The 23050-nt window shown below is 66.2% G+C and carries 18 protein-coding genes and 1 riboswitch; of the genes, 7 read left to right on the top strand and 11 right to left on the bottom strand.

Going from position 1 to position 23050, the window contains the following annotated elements:
* The first annotated feature begins 222 nt into the window (after positions 1 to 222).
* The 6 genes from msbA to EPK82_RS06120 all read left to right on the top strand — a co-directional run bounded on the left by msbA (position 223) and on the right by EPK82_RS06120 (position 8467).
* Positions 223 to 2052 (top strand): lipid A export permease/ATP-binding protein MsbA, encoded by a 1830-nt coding sequence (gene msbA, locus EPK82_RS06145; protein ID WP_134676046.1) that lies wholly within the window; start codon positions 223 to 225, stop codon positions 2050 to 2052.
* Positions 2052 to 2948: a GNAT family N-acetyltransferase gene (locus EPK82_RS06140; protein WP_134676045.1), complete on the top strand. Its 897-nt coding sequence runs from the start codon at positions 2052 to 2054 to the stop codon at positions 2946 to 2948. The genes msbA and EPK82_RS06140 overlap by 1 nt, the downstream gene beginning before the upstream one ends.
* A 4-nt stretch (positions 2949 to 2952) precedes the next feature.
* Positions 2953 to 4335, top strand: a complete 1383-nt coding sequence (locus tag EPK82_RS06135; protein ID WP_134676044.1) for a PIG-L deacetylase family protein — start codon at positions 2953 to 2955, stop codon at positions 4333 to 4335.
* A gap of 61 nt (positions 4336 to 4396) precedes the next feature.
* Entirely contained in the window at positions 4397 to 5818 is a 1422-nt protein-coding gene (hldE, locus tag EPK82_RS06130; RefSeq protein ID WP_134676043.1) for a bifunctional D-glycero-beta-D-manno-heptose-7-phosphate kinase/D-glycero-beta-D-manno-heptose 1-phosphate adenylyltransferase HldE, read from the top strand.
* Positions 5819 to 5961: 143 nt separating this feature from the next.
* A complete protein-coding gene (locus EPK82_RS06125; RefSeq protein ID WP_037054887.1) occupies positions 5962 to 7242 on the top strand; it encodes an acyl-CoA dehydrogenase family protein in 1281 nt (426 codons plus the stop codon).
* A 13-nt stretch (positions 7243 to 7255) separates the two neighbouring features.
* Positions 7256 to 8467 (top strand): acyl-CoA dehydrogenase family protein, encoded by a 1212-nt coding sequence (locus tag EPK82_RS06120; RefSeq protein WP_047591114.1) that lies wholly within the window; start codon positions 7256 to 7258, stop codon positions 8465 to 8467.
* 44 nt (positions 8468 to 8511) lie between these two features.
* On the opposite strand, the gene EPK82_RS06115 is transcribed toward EPK82_RS06120, so the two are convergent.
* From EPK82_RS06115 to thiC, 10 genes are all read right to left on the bottom strand, one after another.
* Entirely contained in the window at positions 8512 to 9231 is a 720-nt protein-coding gene (locus tag EPK82_RS06115; RefSeq protein WP_037054883.1) for a PqiC family protein, read from the bottom strand.
* Between the two features lie 172 nt (positions 9232 to 9403).
* Entirely contained in the window at positions 9404 to 11653 is a 2250-nt protein-coding gene (gene parC / locus EPK82_RS06110) for a DNA topoisomerase IV subunit A (RefSeq protein WP_134676042.1), read from the bottom strand.
* A gap of 7 nt (positions 11654 to 11660) precedes the next feature.
* Positions 11661 to 12185, bottom strand: a complete 525-nt coding sequence (locus EPK82_RS06105; protein ID WP_037054879.1) for a retropepsin-like aspartic protease family protein — start codon at positions 12183 to 12185, stop codon at positions 11661 to 11663.
* The gene (locus EPK82_RS06100) at positions 12182 to 13165 is read right to left on the bottom strand and encodes an esterase-like activity of phytase family protein (RefSeq protein ID WP_134676041.1); all 984 of its coding nucleotides are present in this window, start codon (positions 13163 to 13165) and stop codon (positions 12182 to 12184) included. The genes EPK82_RS06105 and EPK82_RS06100 overlap by 4 nt, the downstream gene beginning before the upstream one ends.
* Positions 13165 to 15063, bottom strand: a complete 1899-nt coding sequence (parE, locus tag EPK82_RS06095; RefSeq protein WP_037054875.1) for a DNA topoisomerase IV subunit B — start codon at positions 15061 to 15063, stop codon at positions 13165 to 13167. The genes EPK82_RS06100 and parE overlap by 1 nt, the downstream gene beginning before the upstream one ends.
* Positions 15064 to 15078: 15 nt before the next feature.
* On the bottom strand, positions 15079 to 15690 hold the full coding sequence (locus EPK82_RS06090; RefSeq protein ID WP_037054874.1) for a YqiA/YcfP family alpha/beta fold hydrolase: 612 nt from the start codon (positions 15688 to 15690) through the stop codon (positions 15079 to 15081).
* Positions 15691 to 15794: 104 nt separating this feature from the next.
* Complete coding sequence (gene cpdA, locus EPK82_RS06085; protein WP_134676040.1) at positions 15795 to 16610, bottom strand: 3',5'-cyclic-AMP phosphodiesterase; 816 nt, start codon at positions 16608 to 16610, stop codon at positions 15795 to 15797.
* A 146-nt stretch (positions 16611 to 16756) separates the two neighbouring features.
* Positions 16757 to 17209 carry a DUF1249 domain-containing protein gene (locus EPK82_RS06080; protein WP_037054870.1) on the bottom strand — a complete coding sequence of 151 codons (453 nt, stop codon included), beginning with the start codon at positions 17207 to 17209 and terminating at the stop codon, positions 16757 to 16759.
* Positions 17200 to 17799, bottom strand: a complete 600-nt coding sequence (locus EPK82_RS06075; protein ID WP_037054869.1) for an NUDIX domain-containing protein — start codon at positions 17797 to 17799, stop codon at positions 17200 to 17202. The genes EPK82_RS06080 and EPK82_RS06075 overlap by 10 nt, the downstream gene beginning before the upstream one ends.
* Before the next feature lie 115 nt (positions 17800 to 17914).
* On the bottom strand, positions 17915 to 19798 hold the full coding sequence (gene thiC, locus EPK82_RS06070) for a phosphomethylpyrimidine synthase ThiC (protein ID WP_134676039.1): 1884 nt from the start codon (positions 19796 to 19798) through the stop codon (positions 17915 to 17917).
* Between the two features lie 96 nt (positions 19799 to 19894).
* A riboswitch (TPP riboswitch) is annotated at positions 19895 to 20001 on the bottom strand.
* 220 nt (positions 20002 to 20221) lie between these two features.
* Between thiC and EPK82_RS06065 the strand changes: the two genes are divergently transcribed.
* Complete coding sequence (locus EPK82_RS06065; protein WP_037054867.1) at positions 20222 to 21664, top strand: TolC family outer membrane protein; 1443 nt, start codon at positions 20222 to 20224, stop codon at positions 21662 to 21664.
* Between the two features lie 91 nt (positions 21665 to 21755).
* On the opposite strand, the gene waaA is transcribed toward EPK82_RS06065, so the two are convergent.
* Positions 21756 to 23021: a lipid IV(A) 3-deoxy-D-manno-octulosonic acid transferase gene (gene waaA / locus EPK82_RS06060; RefSeq protein WP_134676038.1), complete on the bottom strand. Its 1266-nt coding sequence runs from the start codon at positions 23019 to 23021 to the stop codon at positions 21756 to 21758.
* Between the last annotated feature and the right edge of the window lie 29 nt (positions 23022 to 23050).

Genomic DNA, 23050 nt, shown 5'->3' with positions numbered 1-23050 from the left:
TTCCGCCAGGCGCGTCGAACTGACGCTAATCGTCATTGCTGGGCGGCAGGGCTTTCTTCAGGCTGCCGGGCGGCTGATTGTAGATATGCTGTGATGTCGTTTTGATTTCGCTTTGGCTCCATGCCTGCGAGCGTGAAAGTTCCTGAGTGCATGGATTCCTTGGCGTACTGGGCTGGTACAATCCGTCTTTTGCTAATCCTGCCAGTGTACGAGGCGAGCCGAATGGCCAATTCCGACCAGCAATCCAGCATGAAGGTGTATCTGCGATTGCTGCGCTATGTGGTTCCTTACTGGGGCCTGTTCACCATCAGTATCATCGGCTTTTTGATTTTCGCTTCTACCCAGCCAATGCTGGGGTACATCCTGAAGTACTTCGTCGATGGCTTGTCGAACCCCGAAGCCAGTCTGTTTGGTGGCGTACCCTGGTTGCTCGAGCATGCGCCCTGGCTGGCGCATCTCAAGCTGCTGCAGGCGGTGCCCCTGCTGATCGTCCTGATCGCGCTGTGGCAAGGGATCGGTTCCTTCCTGGGCAACTACTATCTGGCCAAGGTTTCCATGGGCTTGGTGCAGGACCTGCGTATCGCGCTGTTCAACAACCTGCTGACCCTGCCCAATCGCTATTTCGATAACCACAACTCCGGGCACCTGATCTCGCGGATCACCTATAACGTGACCATGGTCACCGGTGCGGCCACCGATGCGATCAAGGTCGTGGTGCGTGAGGGGATGACGGTCATTTTCCTGTTTGCCACGTTGCTGTGGATGAACTGGAAGCTGACCCTGGTCATGGTGGCGATCCTGCCCGTGATTGGCGTGATGGTGACCAGCACCAGCAAGAAGTTTCGCAAGCAGAGCAAGAAGATTCAGACCAGCATGGGCGACGTCACGCATGTGACGTCCGAGAGCATCCAGGGTTATCGCGTGGTGCGCAGCTTCGGTGGCGAAGACTACGAGAAACAGCGCTTCTTCGATGCCAGCGAGGAGAACCGGAACAAGCAGTTGAAGATGGTTCGTACAGGCGCCGTCTATACGCCATCGCTGCAGCTGGTGATCTACAGCGCCATGGCCACATTGATGTTCCTCGTCCTTTTGTTGCGCGGTGATTCGTCGGCGGGCGACCTGGTGGCCTACATCACCCTGGCTGGCCTGCTGCCCAAGCCTATTCGGCAGTTGTCCGAGGTCAGCTCGACCATCCAGAAGGGCGTGGCTGGTGCCGAGAGCATCTTCGAGCAGCTCGACGAGGAGCCCGAGGTCGATCATGGTACGCAGGCGCGTGAGCGTGTCAGCGGCCGGCTCGAGGTGCGTGACCTCAGCTTCAGTTATCCGGGCACCGAGAAACCGGTGCTGGAAAACATCTCCTTCGTCGCCGAGCCCGGGCAGATGGTGGCGCTGGTCGGCCGTTCCGGCAGTGGCAAGTCGACCCTGGCCAACCTGATTCCGCGCTTCTACCATCACGAGCAGGGGCAGATTCTGCTCGACGGCCTGGACGTCGAGGACTACACCCTGCGTAACCTGCGTCGGCACATCGCGCTGGTGACCCAGCACGTCACCCTGTTCAACGACACCGTGCGCAACAATATCGCCTATGGCGACCTGGCCGGTGCGCCGCTGGAGTCCGTGCGTCAGGCTGCGGGTGATGCCTATGCCGCCGAGTTCATCGAGAAGATGCCCCAGGGTTACGACACCCTGGTCGGCGAGAATGGCGTGCTGCTTTCCGGTGGCCAGCGTCAGCGCCTGGCCATCGCCCGCGCGCTGCTCAAGGATGCGCCACTGCTGATCCTCGACGAGGCCACGTCGGCGCTCGATACCGAATCCGAGCGGCATATCCAGGCCGCGCTGGATCAGGTGATGCAGGGTCGTACCACGCTGGTCATCGCGCACCGTCTGACCACTATCGAGAAGGCCGACCTGATTCTGGTGATGGATCAGGGGCAGATCGTCGAGCGTGGCAGTCACGCCGAACTGCTGGCGCAGAACGGCTATTACGCGCGTCTGCATGCCAAGCAGTTCGAAGAAGGCGATGCGGTCGTCACTGACGAGCACGACGCCTGATGTTGAGTCATCTGCAATTCTGGCGTGAACGGGGCTGGGCGCCGATTTCGGCAGCCGATTATGCCGACGCGTGGGCGCGTTTCGGCGGCAGCGTGGCGACGCATCCCGAGGTGGTAGCACGGCTGGCCGGGCTGGCCGGTATCGCCGTGCGCTACCTGGGCTGGCAGGTCGATGGCCAGCTGCATGCGGCCATCGCCACCTGGGGGCGGCACCTGGCCCTGTCCAAGGATGTGCTGAAGCAACGCGGCAAGCGCGGCCTGTTCGATCTGGGCAATGCCGAAATCATCCTGCCGCTGGCGGCTGGCGCACAGGTCGCGCTGCGCCACCGTGCACGCTACCTGTCCGAACTGAACGCCGCCGGGCTTCTCGGTGTCAGCGAGCAGCCCGAGGGCCTGGCGCTGGCGCGTGAGCCGGAGCAGTACAGCAAGAAATTCCGCTACAACCAGCGTCGCGAACAGCGCCTGCTGGAAGAGGCGGGCGGCGTGATCCGGCCGATGCTGGAGCTGACTGCGCAGGAGCAGGCGCGCATCTACGCCGACCTGTTCCAGCGCCGCTGGGGCTTCGAAGCCACGGGCAAGGATCACCTGGCCGAGGTGTTCGGCCTGTTGCGCGAGTTCATGACCGGTTCGCTGATCTACCTGAATGACGAGCCGGTCGCGATCCAGGTGCTCTATCGCGTGGAGGCGCCGCAGTGGATCAGCCTCGAGTACATCAACGGCGGGGTCGATCCGCAGCAGCGCGAGTTCAGCCCCGGCAGCGTGCTCAGCTTCGTCAACACGCAGCGCGAGTGGGAACAGGCGCGGGCGCTGGGCAAGCCGCTGCGCTACTCCTTCGGCCGTGCCGATCGCGAGTACAAGGACCGCTGGTGCAACCGGGTGCCGGTCTATCAGGTGTGAGGCGATGAACGGACGCAAGCAACAACTGCTCAAACGCCACCGGCGCAACAAGCGCACGGTCCTGCTGCTGGCCCTGCTGGCGCTGGCGCTGCTGGGCGTCTTCGTCGCCTGGTGGCTGCCGCCACTGCTCCTGGTGCTGGGCTGGATCGCGCATGAGGCCTGGTTCGCCGATCATCTGTTCTATTCGCCGCGCGATGACTACCAGTATGACTTCCCGGCCGATTGCGTCAGTGTGCCGGTGCGTATCGAGCAGGGTGCGTTGCAGGTCGAGGCCGATCTCGCGGGTTACGACACCCTGCTGCTCGAGCTGCGCCTGCAGGCGACCTGGCTCGGGCGCTGGCTCGATCCCCACGTGCGGATCGGCGATGACCGCCAGGACTTCGAGCGTGGCGTGGCGGGGCGGCGTTACCTCAACCTGTCCGGGCAACAGGCGCATGGGCTGAGCATCGTCCCGCGCTTCTGTCGCATCGACGGCGGGCTGCGCCTGCATGCCATGCGCAATCCCGACTTCGCCGCGCAGCGCATGCTGATCATCGCGCCACATGCCGACGATGCCGAACTGGCGGCCTTCGGTCAGTACAGCCGCTCGTCCGAGACGGCCATCGTCACCCTGACTCAGGGCGAGATCGAGGCGCAGGGCTATCAGCGCCTGGGTCTGGACCAGGTCGCTGCGGCCCGTCTGAAGGGCCGCCTGCGTGCCTGGGACAGCCTGGCCGCGCCACTCTGGGGCGGCGTGGCGCAGGCGCGCTGCGTCCAGCTTGGCTACTACTGCCTGCAATTGCCTGCCATGGCCGAGCAGCCGCAGACGCCGTTCGCCTCGCGCGAGTCCGGCGAATGCGACGTGCGCAGCGTGCGCCGGCACAATCCGTTGTCTCTGCCCGCCGATGCCGACGGCCAGCCGACCTGGGACAACCTGATCGCCGATCTGGCCGCCGTGATCGAGCATTACCGCCCCGAGGTGCTGCTGACCCCGCACCCGGAGCTGGACCCGCATCACGATCACGTCGCCAGCACGCGCGCCGTGCTCGAGGCCTGCGCGCAGACTCGCTGGCAGCCGCAGACCCTGCTGCTGTACGCCAACCACCTGCATGACAACGACCGCTGGCCGATGGGCCCGGCGGGCATGGGCGTCCCCCTGCCGCCGGCGATCAGTGCGCTGCCGGCCGATCGCCTGTGGAGCCCGTCGCTCGATGCCGAGCGGCAGCTGGACAAGGCCATGGCGCTGGCCCTGCAGCATGACCTGCAGGGCGCGCTGCCAATGAAGAAACGCCTGCGCCGCCTGATCCAGCGGCTGCTGGCTGGGCGTCGCTGGCCCGCCACGGGCGAGGACGAGTTCTTCCGCAAGGCGGTGCGCCGGCACGAGCTGTTCTGGGTACGCCAGCGCTGAGTCGTACCCCGAGTTGGTCATGCTATGATTTTTCCCGTTTTTCTCCCCTTCTGGAGCCGCAATGAAACTGACCATGCCCCGCTATGACCAAGCCGCCGTTCTGGTGGTGGGCGACGTGATGCTCGATCGCTACTGGCATGGCGGTACCTCACGGATCTCTCCGGAGGCGCCGGTGCCGGTGGTGCGGGTCGACCAGATCGAGGATCGTCCCGGTGGCGCTGCCAACGTCGCCCTGAATATCGCGGCGCTCGGTTCGCGTGCCCTGCTGGTCGGCGTGACCGGCGTGGACGAAGCCGCCGACAGCCTCAGCGACAGCCTGCGTGGGGTGGGCGTGGAAACCCACTTCCAGCGTCTCGACAAGCAGCCGACCATCGTCAAGTTGCGGGTGATGAGCCGCCACCAGCAACTGCTGCGCATGGATTTCGAGGAGCCTTTCGATACTGACAGCGCGGCACTGGCCCGTGAGGTCGAGCAGTTGCTCGCCGGGGTCAAGGTGCTGGTGCTTTCCGATTACGGCAAGGGCGCGCTGCAGAATCATCAGGCGCTGATCCAGCTGGCGCGTGCCCGCGGCATCGCGGTGCTGGCCGACCCCAAGGGCAAGGATTTCTCCATCTACCGCGGCGCCAGCCTGATCACCCCCAACCTGCACGAGTTCGAGACCATCGTCGGCGGCTGCGTCGACGAGGCCGAGCTGGTCAGCAAGGGCGCCAGGCTGATGCGCGAGCTGGAACTGGGCGCCCTGCTGGTGACCCGTGGCGAGCATGGCATGACCCTGCTGCGCCCGGAGCATGCGCCGCTGCACCTGCCGGCGCGTGCCCGCGAAGTGTTCGACGTGACCGGCGCGGGTGATACCGTGATCTCCACCCTGGCGGCGTCCATCGCCGCCGGCGAGGAGCTGCCGAATGCCGTGGCCCTGGCCAATCTCGCAGCGGGCATCGTCGTCGGCAAGCTGGGTACGGCGGCGATCAGCACTCCGGAATTGCGCCGCGCGGTCCAGCGCGAGGAAGGCTCCGAGCGCGGCGTGCTGAGCCTGGACCAGCTGCTCATCGCCATCGAGGACGCGCGTGCCCATGGCGAGAGGATCGTCTTCACCAACGGCTGCTTCGACATCCTCCATGCCGGCCACGTGACCTACCTGGAGCAGGCGCGCGCGCAGGGCGACCGGCTGATCGTGGCGATCAATGACGACGCCTCGGTCAGTCGCCTGAAAGGCCCGGGCCGGCCGATCAACGCCGTCGACCGTCGCATGGCGGTGCTCGCCGGCCTCGGTGCGGTGGACTGGGTGGTGAGCTTCAGCGAGGACACCCCGGAGCGCCTGCTCAAGCAGGTGCAGCCGGACGTGCTGGTCAAGGGCGGCGACTATGGCGTCGACCAGGTGGTGGGCGCCGACATCGTCCAGGCCTATGGTGGCGAGGTCCGCGTCCTCGGCCTGGTGGAGAACAGCTCCACCACGGCCATCGTCGAGAAGATCCGCAACAAGTGATGCCGGCAGTGGGCCTGGCGCCAGCCATGCCCACGCTGCTTCCGGCTTGACCCGACTGCCGTATGCTCGCGGCTTGAGGGTCATAGTCGCTCGCCAGCGGCCGGCGCATCATCGGTGGCATCACCCGCGTGGAGCGAGATGCCATGAAAGTCGATGTACAGGGCCAGGCCCTGAGCGTGCTGAGCAAGGTGGCGCAGGCCGACTGGCCGGACCGCCTGAACTTGCGCAAACCCTTCGAGAAGTTCATCTACAGCGGCAGTCGCGCCAGCTTTCGCCTGGTCGCCCAGCGCGCGTCCGGCAAGCCGCGTATCGAACGCCCGCAGGGCGACGACCTGTTCGACCTGACACTCTCCGATGATCAGCAGATGCTGGTGGACATGCTCCAGGGCTTCGCGCTGGACGTGTTGCGCCCGGCGGCGCACGAGGCCGATGGCGCGGGGCGGGTGCCGGCAGCGCTGCTGAACCAGGCCCGCGAGTTGGGGCTGGTGCATTACGGGGTCAGTGAAGCGCAGGGCGGTCTGGCCGGCGAGCGCACCGTGCTGAGCAACGCGCTGATCGCCGAGAGCCTGGCCCAGGGCGACTTCTCTCTGGCGGCCACGCTGCTGGGGCCGTTGTCAGCGGCCAACTGCATTCGCCGTTGGGGCTCCCCAGAGCAGCAGGCCGAGTGGTTGCCCGCCTTCGTCAGCGACGAAGGGGCCCCGCTGCATGCCCTGGCGGTGAGCGAAGCGGCCGTCCTGGCGGACCCGCAAGCGCCTGCGACCCGCGCCCGGCGACGTGGCAAGCATTACCTGCTCGATGGCGAGAAGGTGCTGGTGCTTGGCGGCATGTCCGCCAGTCGCCTGCTGGTGACGGCACAGGCCAGCGACGGAGCTGCGTTGTTCCTCGTCGACGCGGCCAGCAAGGGCATCACGCGGCAGGCCGATCCGGCCATGGGGCTCAAGGCCTGCGAACTGGCGCGTATCCAGTTCAAGTCGGTCAAGGTGCCCGCCGGGCAGCGCCTGGCGGCGGACGATTTCGATTTTCGCGCCTTTCTCGATTACTCGGCGCTGGCCTTCTGTGCCCTGGCGGTGGGCACCGCGCAGGCCGCGCTGGACTACGTGGTGCCTTACTGCAACGAGCGGCAGGCCTTCGGTGAACCGATCAGTCATCGCCAGGGCGTGGCCTTCATGATCGCCGAGATGGCCATCGAACTCGAATCCATGCGCCTGATGCTGTGGCGCGCCTGTGCGCTGGCCGAGAGCGGCAGGCCGTTTCACCGCGAAGCCTATCTGGCTCACCTGCTCTGTACCGAGAAGGCGATGAAGATCGGTTGCGACGCGGTGCAGTTGCTCGGCGGTCACGGTTTCACCCAGGAGCACCCGGTCGAGCGCTGGTACCGCGACCTGCGCAGCCTGGCGGTGCTCGCCGGTGGTCTTCATCTCTGACAGGTAGCTCATCATGAATCTGGAAACCCCGAAGAAGTTCGCCGGCCTGCAGCGCCAGGCCCATCAGGTCGCGGCCCGCTATCTGCGGCCGATCTCGCGCAAGTACGACAAGGCCGAGCATGCCTATCCGAAGGAGCTGGACATGTTGGCTGCGCTGCTCGACGGCATGAACGAGGGCTCGCCCGATGCCGTCGGTGCCGGCTCGGCGAGCAAGCGTGGCGCGGCGCGTGAGCAGCAGGAGGGCGTCAAGAATGGCGGCAACATGGCCGCGCTGCTGGGCGTGATGGAGCTGTGCTGGGGCGATGTCGGCCTGCTCCTGGCCATGCCGCGTCAGGGGCTGGGCAACGCCGCCATCGCCGCGGTCGCCAATGACGAGCAGCTGGCCCGCCTGGGCAGGACCTGGGCCGCGATGGCCATCACCGAGCCGGGCTGTGGCTCGGACTCCGCAGCGATTCGCGCCACTGCCGTGAAGGACGGTGATCATTATGTGATCAATGGCGAGAAGATCTTCGTCACCTCCGGCGAGCGTGCCGATGCCGTGGTGGTCTGGGCCAGTCTCGATCGCAGTCTGGGACGAGCGGCGATCAAGTCGTTCGTGGTGGAGAAGGGCACGCCCGGCATGACGGTGACGCGTCTGGAGAAGAAGCTTGGCATCAAGGCCTCGGACACGGCATCGATCAGTTTCACTGACTGCCGCGTGCCAGCGGCCAACCTGCTGGGCAACGCGGAGGTCGATGTGCAGAAGGGCTTCGCCGGGGTCATGGAAACCTTCGACAATACCCGGCCGCTGGTCGCGGGGATGGCGGTCGGTGTGGCCAAGGCCGCGCTCGACCGCACCCGTGAGCTGCTGCGCGAGGCCGGTTGTCGCCTGGACCATGGCCGGCCGCTGCTCAGCGTCAGCCATGCCGAAGCGACGCTCTACCGCCTGGAAGCCGAATGGGAGGCTGCGCGTCTGCTGACGCTCAAGGCGGCCTGGATGGCCGACAACAAGCTGCCCAACTCCAGAGAGGCGTCGATGGCCAAGGCCAAGGCCGGGCGCGTTGCCAGCGAGGTGACGCTCAAGTGCGTCGAACTGGCGGGCGCCAGCGGTTATGCCGAGGATGAGCTGCTGGAGAAGTGGGCGCGGGATTCGAAGATCCTCGATATCTTCGAGGGCACCCAGCAGATCCAGTTGCTGATCGTCGCCAGGCGCCTGCTGGGCAAGAGCTCCAGCGAGCTGAAATAGCGCGGAGACTCCATGAAAAAAGCCCGCATCTGCGGGCTTTTTGCTTAGAAACGGAAGACTTCCGTATCGATCTTGATCGGCTCGGCCACCGGGATCTTCGGCCCGGCGGGCTCTTCCGGCTTGGCCTTGGCGACGGGCGGCTTGCGGCGCGGCGGCTCCGGCGTCGGGTCCTCGGCGATGGCGATCGGCTGGATGGCGACGGCCAGCTCGCTGGCCAGGCGCTGCACCAGCGTGCTCTGCGCCTTTACCTGTTCGGCCAGCGTGCCGCTGTGAGCTTCTTCCAGGCGGATCAGGCGGCTGTCGCGCAGTTGCCCGCGACGGTCGAGCAGGCGCCACTGGGCCTCCAGCACGGCCGGTTGAGTGGGGCCGGAGTCGAGGCGGGTAATGGTCAGCATGACCTGGGCATCGGCACTGAAGCCCGGTGCCGCAGGGGCCAGAACCAGGCGCTGGCTATCCAGGCGCCAGGCCAGCTGACGCAGCATCTGCTGGTCGATGTCGTTGGCCAGGCCGCTGGCCCAGCGAGCGTTCTGCGCGGCCACCAGGCTGCCGTCGGCCTGGCGTTGCAGCAGGTTCTGCTGGCGCAGGTAGTCGGCCACGCTGATCGGGCCGACCAGGACCGTGACACCGTTGTCCTTGGTCGGCGTCTCGGCGCTGCCACTGTCCAGTTGATAGAGCGGTACGGGCTTCTGCTGCAGCAGGCTGCAACCACTGAGCGTGAGCAGCGTCATCAGAAGCACGGCCAGGGGGCGTACTACAGTCATCATTCGTTCCCGGCAGCCGCTTCTGGGGCAGCTGCACATCGATCCCATATCATGCAGGTGAGGTCATTTGCGCATGACCCAGGGCGCGTATCATCCGTCAAACCGCGCTACGACTCCAGCCTTGGCCGCTTGCCGGTAGCGCGGATATCACGAATGGACGGCATGTCTGCCGACGCTATTCCACCAGGAGCTGGTCGACGCGCTGGAAGCCGCGAGGCAGCTTGTTGCCACGGCGGCCGCGCTCACCCTTGTAGTGTTCCAGATCGTCGGCTTTGAGTGTCAGGGTACGCTTCCCGGCCTGTAAAACCAAACTGGCGCCATTGGGCAGGACGGCCAGATCGGTCAGGTACTCCTCGCGTGAGGCCACGCGCTCGCCGGGGATACCGATGATCTTGTTGCCCTTGCCTTTGCCCAGTTGCGGCAGGTCGGTGACCTTGAACAGCAGCAGGCGACCTTCGGTCGTCACTGCGGCCAGCCAGTCGTCCTCCAGGTTCGTCACCGGCTTGGGCGGTACCACCCTGGCGCCGTTGGGCAGGGTCAGCAGGGCCTTGCCGGCCTTGTTCTTGGCCTGCAGGTCCTCGCCCTTGACCACGAAGCCGTAGCCGGCATCGGAGGCGATCACGTACAGGGCGCTGTCTTCCGGCAGCATCACGCATTCGAAACTGGCGCCCGGTGGCGGGGTCAGGCGGCCGGTCAGCGGTTCGCCCTGGCCACGTGCCGAGGGCAGCGAATGGGCGGTCAGCGAGTAGCTGCGCCCGGTGGAGTCGATGAACACCGCGTACTGGTTGGAGCGCCCCGGTGCGGCGGCCTTGAAGCCGTCGCCGGCCTTGTAGGAGAGGCCGGTGGCATCGATGTCGTGCCCCTTGGCGCAACGCACCCAGCCTTTTTCCGAGAGCACCACGGTGACCGGTTCGGTCGGCATCAGCTCGGTTTCCGACAGGGCCTTGGCCTCGGCGCGCGCGACGATCGGCGAGCGGCGGTCGTCGCCGTACTTCTCGGCGTCCTCGATGATTTCCTTGCGCACCAGCTTCTTCAGCTTGGCTTCGCTGCCGAGCAGGGCCAGCAGCTTCTCGCGCTCCCTGGCCAGTTCGTCCTGCTCGCCGCGGATCTTCATTTCTTCCAGGCGGGCCAGTTGGCGCAGGCGGGTGTCGAGGATGTAGTCGGCCTGCACGTCGGTGAGGCCGAAAGTCTCCATCAGCACCGGCTTGGGATGGTCCTCGGTGCGGATGATGCGGATCACTTCATCGAGGTTGAGGAAGGCGATCAGCAAGCCTTCCAACAGGTGCAGGCGCTTCTCCACCTTGTCCAGGCGGAACTGCAGGCGGCGACGCACGGTGCCGACCCGGTATTCCAGCCATTCGCGCAGCAGCGTGCGCAGGTCCTTGACCTGCGGCTTGCCGTCGAGGCCGATGACGTTGGTGTTGACCCGGTAGCTGGACTCCAGGTCGGTGGTGGCGAACAGGTGGGTCATCAGCTCGTCGACGTCGACGCGGTTGGAGCGCGGGATGATGACGATGCGAGTCGGGTTCTCGTGGTCCGACTCGTCGCGCAGGTCGGCGACCATCGGCAGCTTCTTGGCCTGCATCTGCGCGGCGATCTGCTCCAGTACCTTGGAGCCGGAGACCTGGTGCGGCAGGGCGGTGACGACGATGTCGCCGTCCTCGACGCGATACACGGCGCGCATGCGCACCGAGCCGCGACCGTTCTCGTAGATCTTCAGCAGGTCCGCCTTGGGCGTGATGACTTCCGCTTCGGTGGGGAAATCCGGGCCCTGGATGTGCTCGCAGAGCTGCTCGACGGTCGCGCCCGGCTCGTCCAGCAGGCGTACGCAGGCGGCGGCGACTTCCCGCAGGTTGTGCGGCGGCACGTCGGTGGCCATGCCCACGGCGATACCGGTGGTGCCGTTGAGCAGCAGGTTGGGCAGGCGTGCCGGCAGTGTCGCCGGCTCGTTGAGGGTGCCGTCGAAGTTCGGTACCCAGTCGACGGTGCCCTGGCCAAGCTCGGCCAGCAGCACTTCCGAGTAGCGCGACAGGCGTGCCTCGGTATAGCGCATGGCGGCGAAGGACTTGGGATCGTCCGGCGCACCCCAGTTGCCCTGGCCGTCGACCAGGGTGTAGCGGTAGCTGAACGGCTGCGCCATCAGCACCATGGCTTCGTAGCAGGCGCTGTCGCCGTGCGGGTGGAACTTGCCGAGCACGTCACCGACGGTCCGCGCGGATTTCTTGTGCTTGGCGTCGGCGTCCAGGCCCAGTTCGCTCATGGCATAGACGATACGCCGCTGTACGGGCTTGAGGCCGTCGCCGATGTGCGGCAGGGCGCGGTCCATGATCACGTACATGGAGTAGTTGAGATAGGCCTGCTCGGTGAAGTCGGCGAGTGACCGACGTTCCACGCCTTCCAGGCTCAAATCGAGGGATTCGCTCATGCGGGCCTCATTGCAAGGTTGATTGGCGCAGCACCAGGGTGCCGCCCTTCTGACTGAATTCGAGTTGTTGCAGCGCGCTCATCCCCAGCAGCACTTCGTCGCCGTCCATGCCGGGGGCGATCAGGGCCGCGACGTCGCGCAGTTCGATATCGCCCAGGCGCAGGGTCGCCAGGCGTGTGCGATGGCCCGTGCTGCGGCCATTGGCGGTACTCAGGGTGATCGGCGCGCCGCGCTTCAGGCCGAGCTTGCGCGCCAGGGCCTCGGGGACGGCCACGGCGGTGGCGCCGGTGTCGAGCAGGAAGGTCACTTCCTGGCCGTCGATCTCGCCGTTCACCAGGTAGTGGCCCTGGCGACTGCTGGCCAGGCTGACCTCGACGAAGCCGTTGCCATGCACGGACTGTGGCGTCTGGTTCGGGTTGCGCTGGCTGTCTTCCCAGTTGCCGAAGAAGTGCGTGGCCAGCAGCAGGCCGGCGCCCCAGGCGAGCACCAGCATGACCCGTCCGGCGCGGCGGCCAGGCGCCTGCTCGCTCACGAGCGCTGGCTCCAGCCGCCCCTGGGCGCGGCAAAGCGCCAGACGATCGGGCGTTGCTCGCCATCGCCACGGGGCTGTTCGCCATTGTCGAGGCCGATCCAGGCGCCTTCCTTGTCGATCCACAGGGCCTCGGCCATGCCGTAGTCCTGGGCGTAGCGACGGGGCTCGCGCAAGGCCTCGTCGGCGAACGACCAGCACAGCTCCGCCACGCCGTCGCCCAGCGCGCGCCGACAGATGCGGTGGGACTGCCGCTCGAGGGTGAAGAGTTTCTCGCCGAAGTAGGCCAGGCCGGAGAAGTCGCGTGCGGCCATCTGCCCGCCCAGGGCGGCTGGCGAGGGCTCGTCGCCGCCTTCGCTGGTCAGCACGCAGCCTCCCGTGCAGCGCCAGCTGCTGCCACGCCGATGCAGCACGGCCAGGCCACGACGGCGCTGTTCGGCAGCGAGCCACAGGCGTTCACCGGCAGGGTCGACGGCAATGCCCTCGAAGCCCTGGTTGAAATGCAGCAGCATGCCGCTGGCGCGGGCCTGGCGGACCACGGCGCCGGGCAGGTTGAGCCACTCGGTGCTGCCATTGCTGGCGACCTGCAGCACGGCGGCGCGGGTCTCGCTGATCAGGTAGCGATTGCCCTGCGTGTCGCAGGACAGGCCTTCGAAGTCCAGCTTGCCGCCGCGTACCAGCCCGGCCGCCCAGTTGCGCATGCGCAGGCCCCAGGGCAGGGTGCTTTCCGGCGGTTCGGGGGCGACGAAGGTCTCCGCCTCGGCACGCAGCAGGTCATCCTCCTGGTGCAGCTGGTAGAGGCGATCGTCGTCACGATCGGACACCGCCCACAGGGCTTCACCGCACATCGCCAGGCCGGACAGGTGGCCGCTGGGCATCTGGGTTACCGGGAACTCGCGCTGCAGCTGCAGCTCTTCCTGCTGCACCGGCTCGGCGTTGGCCACGCCGGCCAACAGACCGAGTGCGAGGAGGTGATGGCGCATCAAGCCAGAACCTCGGCCAGGTTGCCCTTGGTTTCCAGCCAGCTCTTGCGGTCGCCGGCGCGTTTCTTCGCCAGGAGCATGTCCATCACTTCGCGGGTGCCTTCGAAGTCGTCCAGGGTCAGCTGCACCAGACGCCGGGTGTTCGGGTCCATGGTGGTTTCGCGCAGCTGGGGCGGGTTCATCTCACCGAGGCCCTTGAAGCGCGTGACCTGTGGCTTGCCGCGGCGCTTCTCGGCCACCAGGCGGTCGAGAATGCCGTCGCGTTCGGCGTCGTCCAGGGCGTAGAAGATCTCCTTGCCCAGGTCGATGCGGTACAGCGGCGGCATGGCGACGTAGACATGGCCGGCATCGACCAGCGTACGGAAGTGGCGCACGAACAGGGCGCAGAGCAGGGTGGCGATGTGCAGGCCGTCGGAGTCGGCGTCGGCGAGGATGCAGATCTTGCCGTAGCGCAGGCCGGAGAGATCGCTCGAGCCCGGATCGATACCGATGGCCACGGCGATGTCATGCACTTCCTGCGAGGCCAGCACCTCGCTGCCATCGACTTCCCAGGTGTTCAGGATCTTGCCGCGCAGCGGCATGATGGCCTGGAATTCCTTGTCGCGCGCCTGCTTGGCGCTGCCGCCGGCGGAGTCACCCTCGACCAAGAACAGCTCGCAGCGCAGCGGGTTCTGCCCGGCGCAGTCAGCCAGTTTGCCAGGCAGTGCCGGGCCCTGAGTGATCTTCTTGCGTTCGACCTTCTTGCCCGCCTTGAGACGTCGGCCGGCATTGCTGATGGCCAGTTCGGCCAGGGCCAGGCCGGTTTCCGGGTTGGCGTTGAGCCACAGGCTGAACGCGTCCTTGACCACGCCGGAGACGAAGGCAGCGGCCTCACGGGAGGACAGGCGCTCCTTGGTCTGGCCGGAGAACTGGGCGTCCTGCATCTTCATCGAGAGGACGAAGGCGATGCGTTCCCAGACGTCTTCCGGGGCCAGCTTGACGCCGCGCGGCAGCAGGTTGCGGAACTCGCAGAACTCGCGCATGGCGTCCAGCAGGCCCTGGCGCAAGCCATTGACGTGGGTGCCGCCCTGCGCGGTGGGGATCAGGTTGACGTAGCTTTCCTGCACGGCGTCGCCGCCTTCCGGCAGCCACAGCAGGGCCCAGTCCACCGCTTCCTTGTTGCCGGCCAGCGTGCCGCAGAAGGGCTCGGCGGGCAGGCGTTCGAACTCGCTGACGGCATCGACCAGGTAGGAGCGCAGGCCGTCCTCGTAGTGCCACTCGACCTTGTCGCCGGCGGCCTTGTCCTCGAAGGTGACGGACAGCCCCGGGCACAGCACGGCCTTGGCCTTGAGCACGTGCTTGAGGCGGCTGACCGAGAACTTGAAGGAGTCGAAGTACTTGGCGTCCGGCCAGAAGTGCACGCTGGTGCCGGTGTTGCGCTTGCCGACGCTGCCGATCACCTGCAGGTCGCTGGCCTTGAAGCCGTCGGCGAAGCTCATCTGGTACTCGCTGCCGTCACGCTTGACGGTCACCACCACGCGCGTCGACAGGGCGTTGACCACGCTGATGCCGACGCCGTGCAGACCACCGGAGAACTGGTAGTTCTTGTTGCTGAACTTGCCGCCGGCGTGCAGCTTGGTGAGGATCAGCTCGACGCCGGGAACGCCTTCTTCCGGGTGGATGTCCACCGGCATGCCGCGGCCGTCGTCGAGCACTTCCAGCGAGTTGTCCTCGTGCAGGATCACCTGGATCGACTTGGCGTGACCGGCCAAGGCTTCGTCGACGCTGTTGTCGATCACTTCCTGGGCGAGGTGGTTGGGGCGCGTGGTGTCGGTGTACATGCCCGGGCGCTTGCGCACCGGGTCGAGGCCGGAAAGGACTTCGATGGCATCGGCGTTATAGGCGTTCTGCTGGGCCATGGGCTCTCTTGTTCATCAATTGAATGCGGAAAAGTCGATATCGCGCCAGAGTGTGGCGTCAATGCCGGCAAAAGCGAAGAGTATCGGAAGACGCTCGGCGAATCCCTGGAAACCGTGGTCGCCACCGGCCTGGATGCGCAGCGCGCCGGCGCGGTAATAACGCTCGGCGTCGCGGTAGTCGAGGGTTTCGTCAGCGGTCTGCAGCCACACCTGATAGCGCTCGGCATCGACGGGGGGCGCGACCTCGAATTCGGCCAGCGCCGCGACGTGATCCTCGGTGAGCTCCCAGGTCTCGTCGCTGTAGTAGTTCTTCTGCGGGCCGAGGTAGCCGTCGAAGCGCAGGTGAGGCCGTACCGCCGGGTTGATCAGCAGTGCCTTGAGGCCATGCTGCTCGGCCAGGCAGGTGGCGTAGTAGCCACCCAGGGAGCTGCCCACCAGCACGGGGGCGCCCAGTTCGGCGACGAGCGCCTGCAACTGGGCCATGGCCTGGCGCGGGTGATGATGCAGCGCCGGCACGCGCAGCCGGTCGTCCAGGCCCAGGCGGGCCATGGCGCGACTCAGCTGGCTGGCCTTGTGCGAGGCCGGCGAGCTGTTCAGGCCGTGGATATAGAGGATGGATGCAGTCATGGAGCGGGAGGCTACTACAAAAAGCGGTTACAAGCTGCAAGCTGCAGGCTGCAAGAAAAAGCCGGGCGGTGGCCGTTGGGCTGCACGTCTCGCTTGCCGCTGGCTCAATAGCCCTTGACGCTGTAATCCACTTCGAAGTGGATGCCGGTGACGCGGGATATCCCGGTGTCCAGCGTGCCATCGGCGTGCAGGCGCAGCCAGCGATAGCCGGGGGCCTCGCTGCCGACCTGGAACTCCTCGCTGCCGGGGGCGAACTGCACGCAGGTCGACGGCGAGGCGAGCAGGCGCAGGTTGCCGCGCGGCTGGTCGAATTCCTGGTGGATATGCCCCCAGAGCACGGCGCGCGCCTGCGGGTGGCGGTCGAGGATGGCGAACAGCGCATCGGGATTGCGCAGGCCGATGGGGTCCATCCATTTGCAGCCGATGGCCACCGGGTGGTGGTGCAGGCAGACCAGGTGGTGGCGTTGCGGCGCTTCGGCGAGGGCGCGCTGCAGCAGTTCGAGCTGGCTGTCGGCCAGAAAACCGGGAACGGCGCCGGGGATCGACGAGTCGAGCATGATGATGCGCCAGGCGCCGAGGTCGATCACCGGCTGCAGCAGCTCGCTGTCCTTGCACACGGCCTGCATGGGCGGGGTTTCGTCATGGTTGCCGGCCAGCCAGCGGCACGGCGCGCCGATCGCTGCGGTGAGCTGCCGGAAACGCTCGTAGGACGCCACGCTGCCGTCCTGCGACAGATCGCCGGTGGCCAGGATCAGGTCGATCTGCGGCTGCTCCTGCTGCACCTGCTCGATCACGCGTTGCAAGCTGTCGCAGGTATCCATGCCCAGCAGCTTGCCGTTCGCTTCGGCGAACAGGTGACTGTCGGACAACTGCACCAGCAGGACCGAAGAATCAGCGGATGGGATGGGCAGGCTCGGCAAGACCGTCTCCTAGGGCTCAATCAGAGCAATTATGGTGGCTGCCGCAGCAAAGGGAAAACCCAGGAAGCGGACACAGATCACAGAAACTGGCACAACGTCGCGCTATCGGCCAGGGAGTGAAAAGCTTGATCGCCGGGTGGGCGGGGCTACATCACCGGCTGGGGTTCATGACCGCAGGCCAGGCAGTGGCTCAGCCATTCGCCGAGGAACAGGTTGAGCTGGCTCTTTTCATCCGGTTGATGCATCGCCGCGTTGGGGTAGGGGTAGCGAATGTGCAGGCGGCGGGCATTCTCGGCGCCGACCACTTCGGCCATGCGCGCGTCGTGATAGACCCTGACTTCCAGCTGTGGCACGGGCAACCAGGGCAGGCTGTGCTCCTGGCGAACGCGCAGCGTCGTGGTGTAGGGGCAGCTTTCCAGCACCTCCAGCGCCAGGATGCCGAGCAGGTGCTCGCCCTGGCTGAGGGCGACACGGCGGCTCTCGCTCTGTTCGCGCATGCGCGGCAGCAGGCGCATCAGGCGGGCGTAGTTGGCCTCGCAAGCGGCCTGCAGCTCGACCAGGTCGACCCGATAGCGCTCGCGTAGCAGGTTCACGACCACATGCCTCGTACTTCGTCGCGGTTCAGTGCCAGCCATTGCAGAGCGATGATGCTGGCCGCGTTGTTGATGCGCCCGTCACGCACGGCAGCCAGGGCGTCTTCCAGCGGCAGCACATGCACGCGGATGTCCTCGCCTTCCTCGGGCAGACCATGTACGCCGCCCGCGCCACTGCTGTCGCAACGGCCGAGGAACAGGTGGACGAACTCGTCGGAGCCGCCTGGCGAGGGGAAATACTGGGTGATCGGCCACAGCGGGCCGAGCATCAGATCGGCTTCCTCGACCGCTTCGCGCCGGGCGACCTCCTCGGGCTCCTCGTCCTTGTCGATCAGGCCGGCGACCAGTTCCAGCAGCCAGGGGTTGGCCGCCTTGTCCATCGCGCCGACACGGAACTGCTCGATCAGCACCACTTCGTCGCGTTGCGGGTCGTAGGGCAGCACGCAGACGGCGTCGTGGCGCACGAACAGCTCACGGGTCAGTTGCGGGCCCATGTCGCCGGCATATTGCCGGTGGCGCAACTTGATCCGGTCGAGCCGGTAGAAGCCGCGAAAGCACGCTTCGCGCGCGAGGATTTCGATGTCGTTCTTGTCCATGGACACTCCTGATGGTCGTAACGGGCCCGGCAGACCTGTGGTCCGCCGACTGCGGCCCGTTACCCGTCACACTAGCGAGCATAGTGCCGCCAGATCAAGCTTCCATGACGGCCTGCTACACGCGCTGGTAGAGCTGGCTGCCCTGCGCCTTGAACTCCTCGGCCTTGGCCTGCATGCCTTGCTCGGCGTCCAGGTCGACGGCATTGATGCGCTGTTCCTTGGCGTAGTCGCGGACTTCCTGGGTGATCTTCATCGAGCAGAACTTCGGACCGCACATGGAGCAGAAGTGCGCCACCTTGGCCGAATCCTTGGGCAGGGTCTCGTCGTGGAAGGCGCGGGCGGTGTCCGGGTCCAGGCCGAGGTTGAACTGGTCTTCCCAGCGGAACTCGAAGCGTGCCTTGCTCAGCGCGTTGTCGCGGATCTGCGCGCCGGGGTGGCCCTTGGCCAGGTCGGCGGCGTGGGCCGCGATCTTGTAGGTGATGATGCCGGTCTTGACGTCATCCTTGTTCGGCAGGCCGAGGTGCTCCTTGGGCGTGACGTAGCAGAGCATGGCGCAGCCGAACCAGCCGATCATCGCGGCGCCGATGCCGCTGGTGATGTGGTCGTAGCCCGGAGCGATGTCGGTGGTCAGCGGGCCGAGGGTGTAGAACGGCGCCTCGTCGCAGCATTCCAGCTGCTTGTCCATGTTCTCCTTGATCAGCTGCATCGGCACGTGGCCGGGGCCTTCGATCATGCACTGCACATCGTGCTTCCAGGCGATCTTGGTCAGCTCGCCGAGGGTTTCCAGCTCACCGAACTGGGCGGCGTCGTTGGCATCGGCGATCGAACCCGGACGCAGGCCGTCACCCAAGGAGAAGGACACATCGTAGGCCTTCATGATTTCGCAGATGTCATCGAAGTGGGTGTAGAGGAAGTTCTCCTTGTGATGCGCCAGGCACCACTTGGCCATGATCGAGCCGCCACGGCTGACGATGCCGGTGACCCGCTTGGCGGTCAGCGGCACGTAGCGCAGCAGCACGCCGGCGTGGATGGTGAAGTAGTCCACGCCTTGCTCTGCCTGTTCGATCAGGGTGTCGCGGAACAGCTCCCAGGTCAGGTCCTCGGCGATGCCGCCGACCTTTTCCAGGGCCTGGTAGATCGGTACGGTACCGATCGGCACCGGCGAGTTGCGGATGATCCACTCGCGGGTTTCATGGATGTGCTTGCCGGTGGACAGGTCCATGACGGTGTCCGAACCCCAGCGAATGCCCCAGGTCAGCTTGGCCACTTCTTCCTCGATGGAGGAACCCAGGGCGCTGTTGCCGATGTTGCCGTTGATCTTCACCAGGAAGTTGCGGCCGATGATCATCGGCTCCAGCTCCACGTGGTTGATGTTGGCCGGGATGATGGCGCGGCCGCGGGCGACTTCGCTGCGCACGAACTCCGGGGTGATCTCTTTCGGGATGTTGGCGCCGAAGCTGTGCCCGGCATGCTGCTCGTCGAGCAGGCCGGCTTCGCGTGCCTCGGCCAGTTTCATGTTCTCGCGGATGGCGACGTACTCCATCTCGGGCGTGATGATGCCCTGCTTGGCGTAGTGCATCTGGCTGACGTTGTGGCCGGCCTTGGCCCGGCGCGGGTTGCGCACGTGGGCGAAGCGCATGGCGGAGAGTTCGGCGTCGTTGAGGCGGCGCTGGCCGAACTCGGAGGAGAGGCCGGGCAGTTTCTCGGTGTCGCCGCGATCCTCGATCCAGGCGCTGCGCACGTCGGCCAGGCCCTTGCGCACGTCGATGCTGACGTTCGGGTCGGTGTACGGGCCGGAGGTGTCATAGACGGTGACCGGGGCGTTGATCTCGCCACCGAAATCGGTCGGCGTCACGTCCAGGCTGATCTCGCGCATCGGCACGCGGATGTCCGGGCGCGAGCCCTGGACGTAGATTTTCTGCGAACGGGGGAAGGGCTGTACCGACTGCTGGTCGACCTGTGCCGATTCACTCAGGTTCTTTTGTTGTTGTGTGCTCATCAAGGCTCTCTCCGGGATAGGTGTCGGAGTTGGAACCTGAGCGGACGAGGGGCGCGAGATACACCACAGGCGGTGTCGAGAGGACTCGCCGGACGTTGGCGAGGACATCTTGTTCCCTACGCAGGCCTTAACCTGATCAGGTTCAACGGGATCCGGCAGCTGCCAATCTCAGCCCCGCATTTGGGGCACCCCGACAAGAACTCGGGCAGTCTAATCAAGCTGATGGAATAAAACCAACCCGGAGGTCAAAAAAACTCGACCCGTGCGTCGGAAACGGACCATCATCGCTGCGCCGGGCCGATTGTTCCCGACGAGCAACATAGCTTGCCGCCAGCTAGACTGTTCACGCCCATGGCGCGCTTGACCCTCGCCCGCGGCGCCCCGTAGCCTTGGCGATTACCGCCTATTCAAGGATCGACATTCATGTTGCGCAGACTTTCCCTGGCCCTCGCCGTGGCCGCCGCGACGGTGGGCCTGGCTCAGGCCGAAGAGGCACCGCTGGCCAGCAAGACCGACCTGGTCACCGTTTACCAGGAGGCCGCGAAGAACAACGCCGATATCGCCGCCGCCCGTGCCGACTATCAGGCGCGTCGTGAAGTGGTGCCGCAGGCCAGGGCCGGCCTGTTGCCCAACCTCTCCGCCGGTGCCAACTATGGCGATACGCGCACGAACGTCGATTCGCCGAGTGCCACCCTCTCGCGCAGCGGCCTGGTCTATCAGGCCAATCTCAGCCAGCCGCTGTTCCGCGCCGACCGCTGGTTCCAGCTGCAGGCGGCAGAAGCCACCAGCGAGCAGGCGGCCCTGGAACTGTCCGCCACCGAGCAGAACCTGATCCTGCAGAGCGCCGAGACCTACTTCGCCGTGCTCCGTGCCCAGGACAACCTGGCCTCGACCAAGGCCGAGGAAGCGGCATTCAAGCGCCAGCTGGACCAGGCCAACGAGCGTTTCGACGTCGGCCTCTCCGACAAGACCGATGTGCTCGAGGCGCAGGCCGGTTTCGACACGGCCCGCGCCAACCGCCTGCTCGCCGAGCGCGCGGTGGACGACGCCTTCGAAGCGCTGATCGCGCTGACCAACCGTGACTATGTCGCCGTCGAGGGGATCGTCCACTCCCTGCCGGTGCTGGCGCCGACGCCGAACGACGCCAAGTCCTGGGTCGATACCGCTGCCACGCAGAACCTCAACCTGCAAGCCAGCCTGTACGCCGTGACGGCCGCCGAGGAAAACCTGCGCCAGCGCAAGGCCGGCCATGCGCCGACCCTGGATGCCGTGGCCAGCTATCAGAAGGGCGACAACGACAGCCTGGGCTTCACCAACTCGGGCACCTTTGGTGCGCCGCGTTACAGCGGTGACGTTGCGCAGCGCTCCATCGGCCTGCAACTGAACATCCCGCTGTACAGCGGCGGCCTGACCAGCTCGCAGGTGCGTGAGGCATACCAGCGTCTGGGGCAGAGCGAGCAACTGCGCGAGAGTCTGCGTCGTCAGGTGGTGCAGAACACCCGCAACCTGTTCCGTGCGGTGAACACCGACGTGGAAACCGTGCAGGCGCGGCGCCAGTCGATCATCTCCAACCAGAGTGCGCTGGAGGCCACCGAGATCGGCTACCAGGTAGGTACCCGCAACATCGTCGATGTGCTCGACGCCCAGCGTCAGCTGTACAGCGCCGTGCGCAACTACAACGATGCGCGCTACGACTACATCCTCAACAACCTGCGCCTGAAGCAGGCGGCTGGCACCCTCAGCCCGGCCGACCTGGATGCCCTGGGCAGCTTCCTCAAGCCGGACTACAACCCGGACAAGGACTTTCTGCCGCCGGATCTGGCCACTGCCGCCGAGGCGCGCCTGCAGAACAATCAGGATTTCTGATCCGTTGTGAGCAAAGAAAAAGCCCGACCTGAGTCGGGCTTTTTCGTTTTCGGCGCTATCGTCGCGGCGCCCTGCACTCCACCGGCATGGGCTAGAGCAGGCGGCGCAGGCCGTCGAGCAGACGCTCCAGGGCGCCCTGGTTGGCCTTGAGCACGGCCAGGCCGGCTGCGCTCATGCGCTGGGCTTCGGCCGGGGTGTCCAGCAGGGTGGCGGTGCGCTCAGCCAGTTGCGCGGCGTTCGCCACTTCGCTCAGCGCGCCGGCCGCGCGCAGTTGCGCGGCGATCTCGAGGAAGTTGAACAGGTGCGGGCCGCTCAGCACCGGCTTGCCCAGCGCAGCGGGCTCGAGCAGGTTGTGCCCGCCGTTGGCCACCAGGCTGCCGCCGACGAAGGCGATGTCCGCCAGCGCATAGAGAAACAGCAGCTCACCCATGGTGTCGCCGAGCAGCACCTGGTCGCCGGTTTGCACGGCTTCACCCGTGGCGCGGCGGCGTGTCGTCAGTCCATCGCTGAGGCAAAGTTCATGGACCGAGTTGAAGCGCTCGGGGTGGCGCGGTACCAGGATCAGCAGCGCATTCGGCCGCGTCTCCAGCAATTGGCGATGGGCGGCGAGGACGATCTCGTCTTCGCCCGCATGGGTGCTGGCGGCGATCCACACCGGGCGTTGCTCGGCCTGCCACTGGCGGCGCAGCTCGGCTGCACGCTGCAGCAGCTCGGCGTCGATCTTCAGGTCGAACTTGATCGAACCGGTCACTTCCACGCAGTCAGGGCGTGCGCCCAGGTCGAGAAAGCGTTGCGCTTCGGCCTGGGTCTGCACGGCGATCAGCGACAGTTCGGCGAGCATCGGTGCGGTGAGTTTGCCAAAGCGTGCATAGCCACGTGCCGAGCGTTCGGACAGGCGCGCATTGGCCAGCGCTACCGGAATACCGCGCCTGGCGCACTGATGAATGTGGTTCGGCCACAGTTCGGTTTCCATCACCACGGCCAGGCGCGGGCGGACCCGGTCGAGGAAGCGTGCGGCGGCCCAGGGCAGGTCGTAGGGCAGGTAGCAGTGCTGCACGCTGTCGCCGAACAGGGCCTGGATGCGTTCGGAGCCGGTCGGGGTCATGCAGGTGACGGTGATCGGCAGCTCGGGGTAACGCGCCTGCAAGGCGCGGATCATCGGCGCGGCGGCGATGCTTTCACCGACCGACACGGCATGCACCCAGATGCCGCCGGGTTTCAGCGGCGGCAGGGCGAAGGAAAAACGCTCCTTGATACGGCGCGCGTAGGCGGGCGCCTTGCGTGCGCGCAGCGCCAGGCGCAGGGCGATCAGTGGCAGGGCCAGGTGCAGCAGCAGGGTGTAGAGGTGTCTGTTCATGGGCGCGCAGCTTATCGCTGCCGGCCGGG

It is taken from the genome of Ectopseudomonas khazarica (assembly GCF_004521985.1).
GTDB lineage: Bacteria > Pseudomonadota > Gammaproteobacteria > Pseudomonadales > Pseudomonadaceae > Aquipseudomonas > Aquipseudomonas khazarica.
This window is presented reverse-complemented; position numbering and strand designations above follow the sequence as displayed.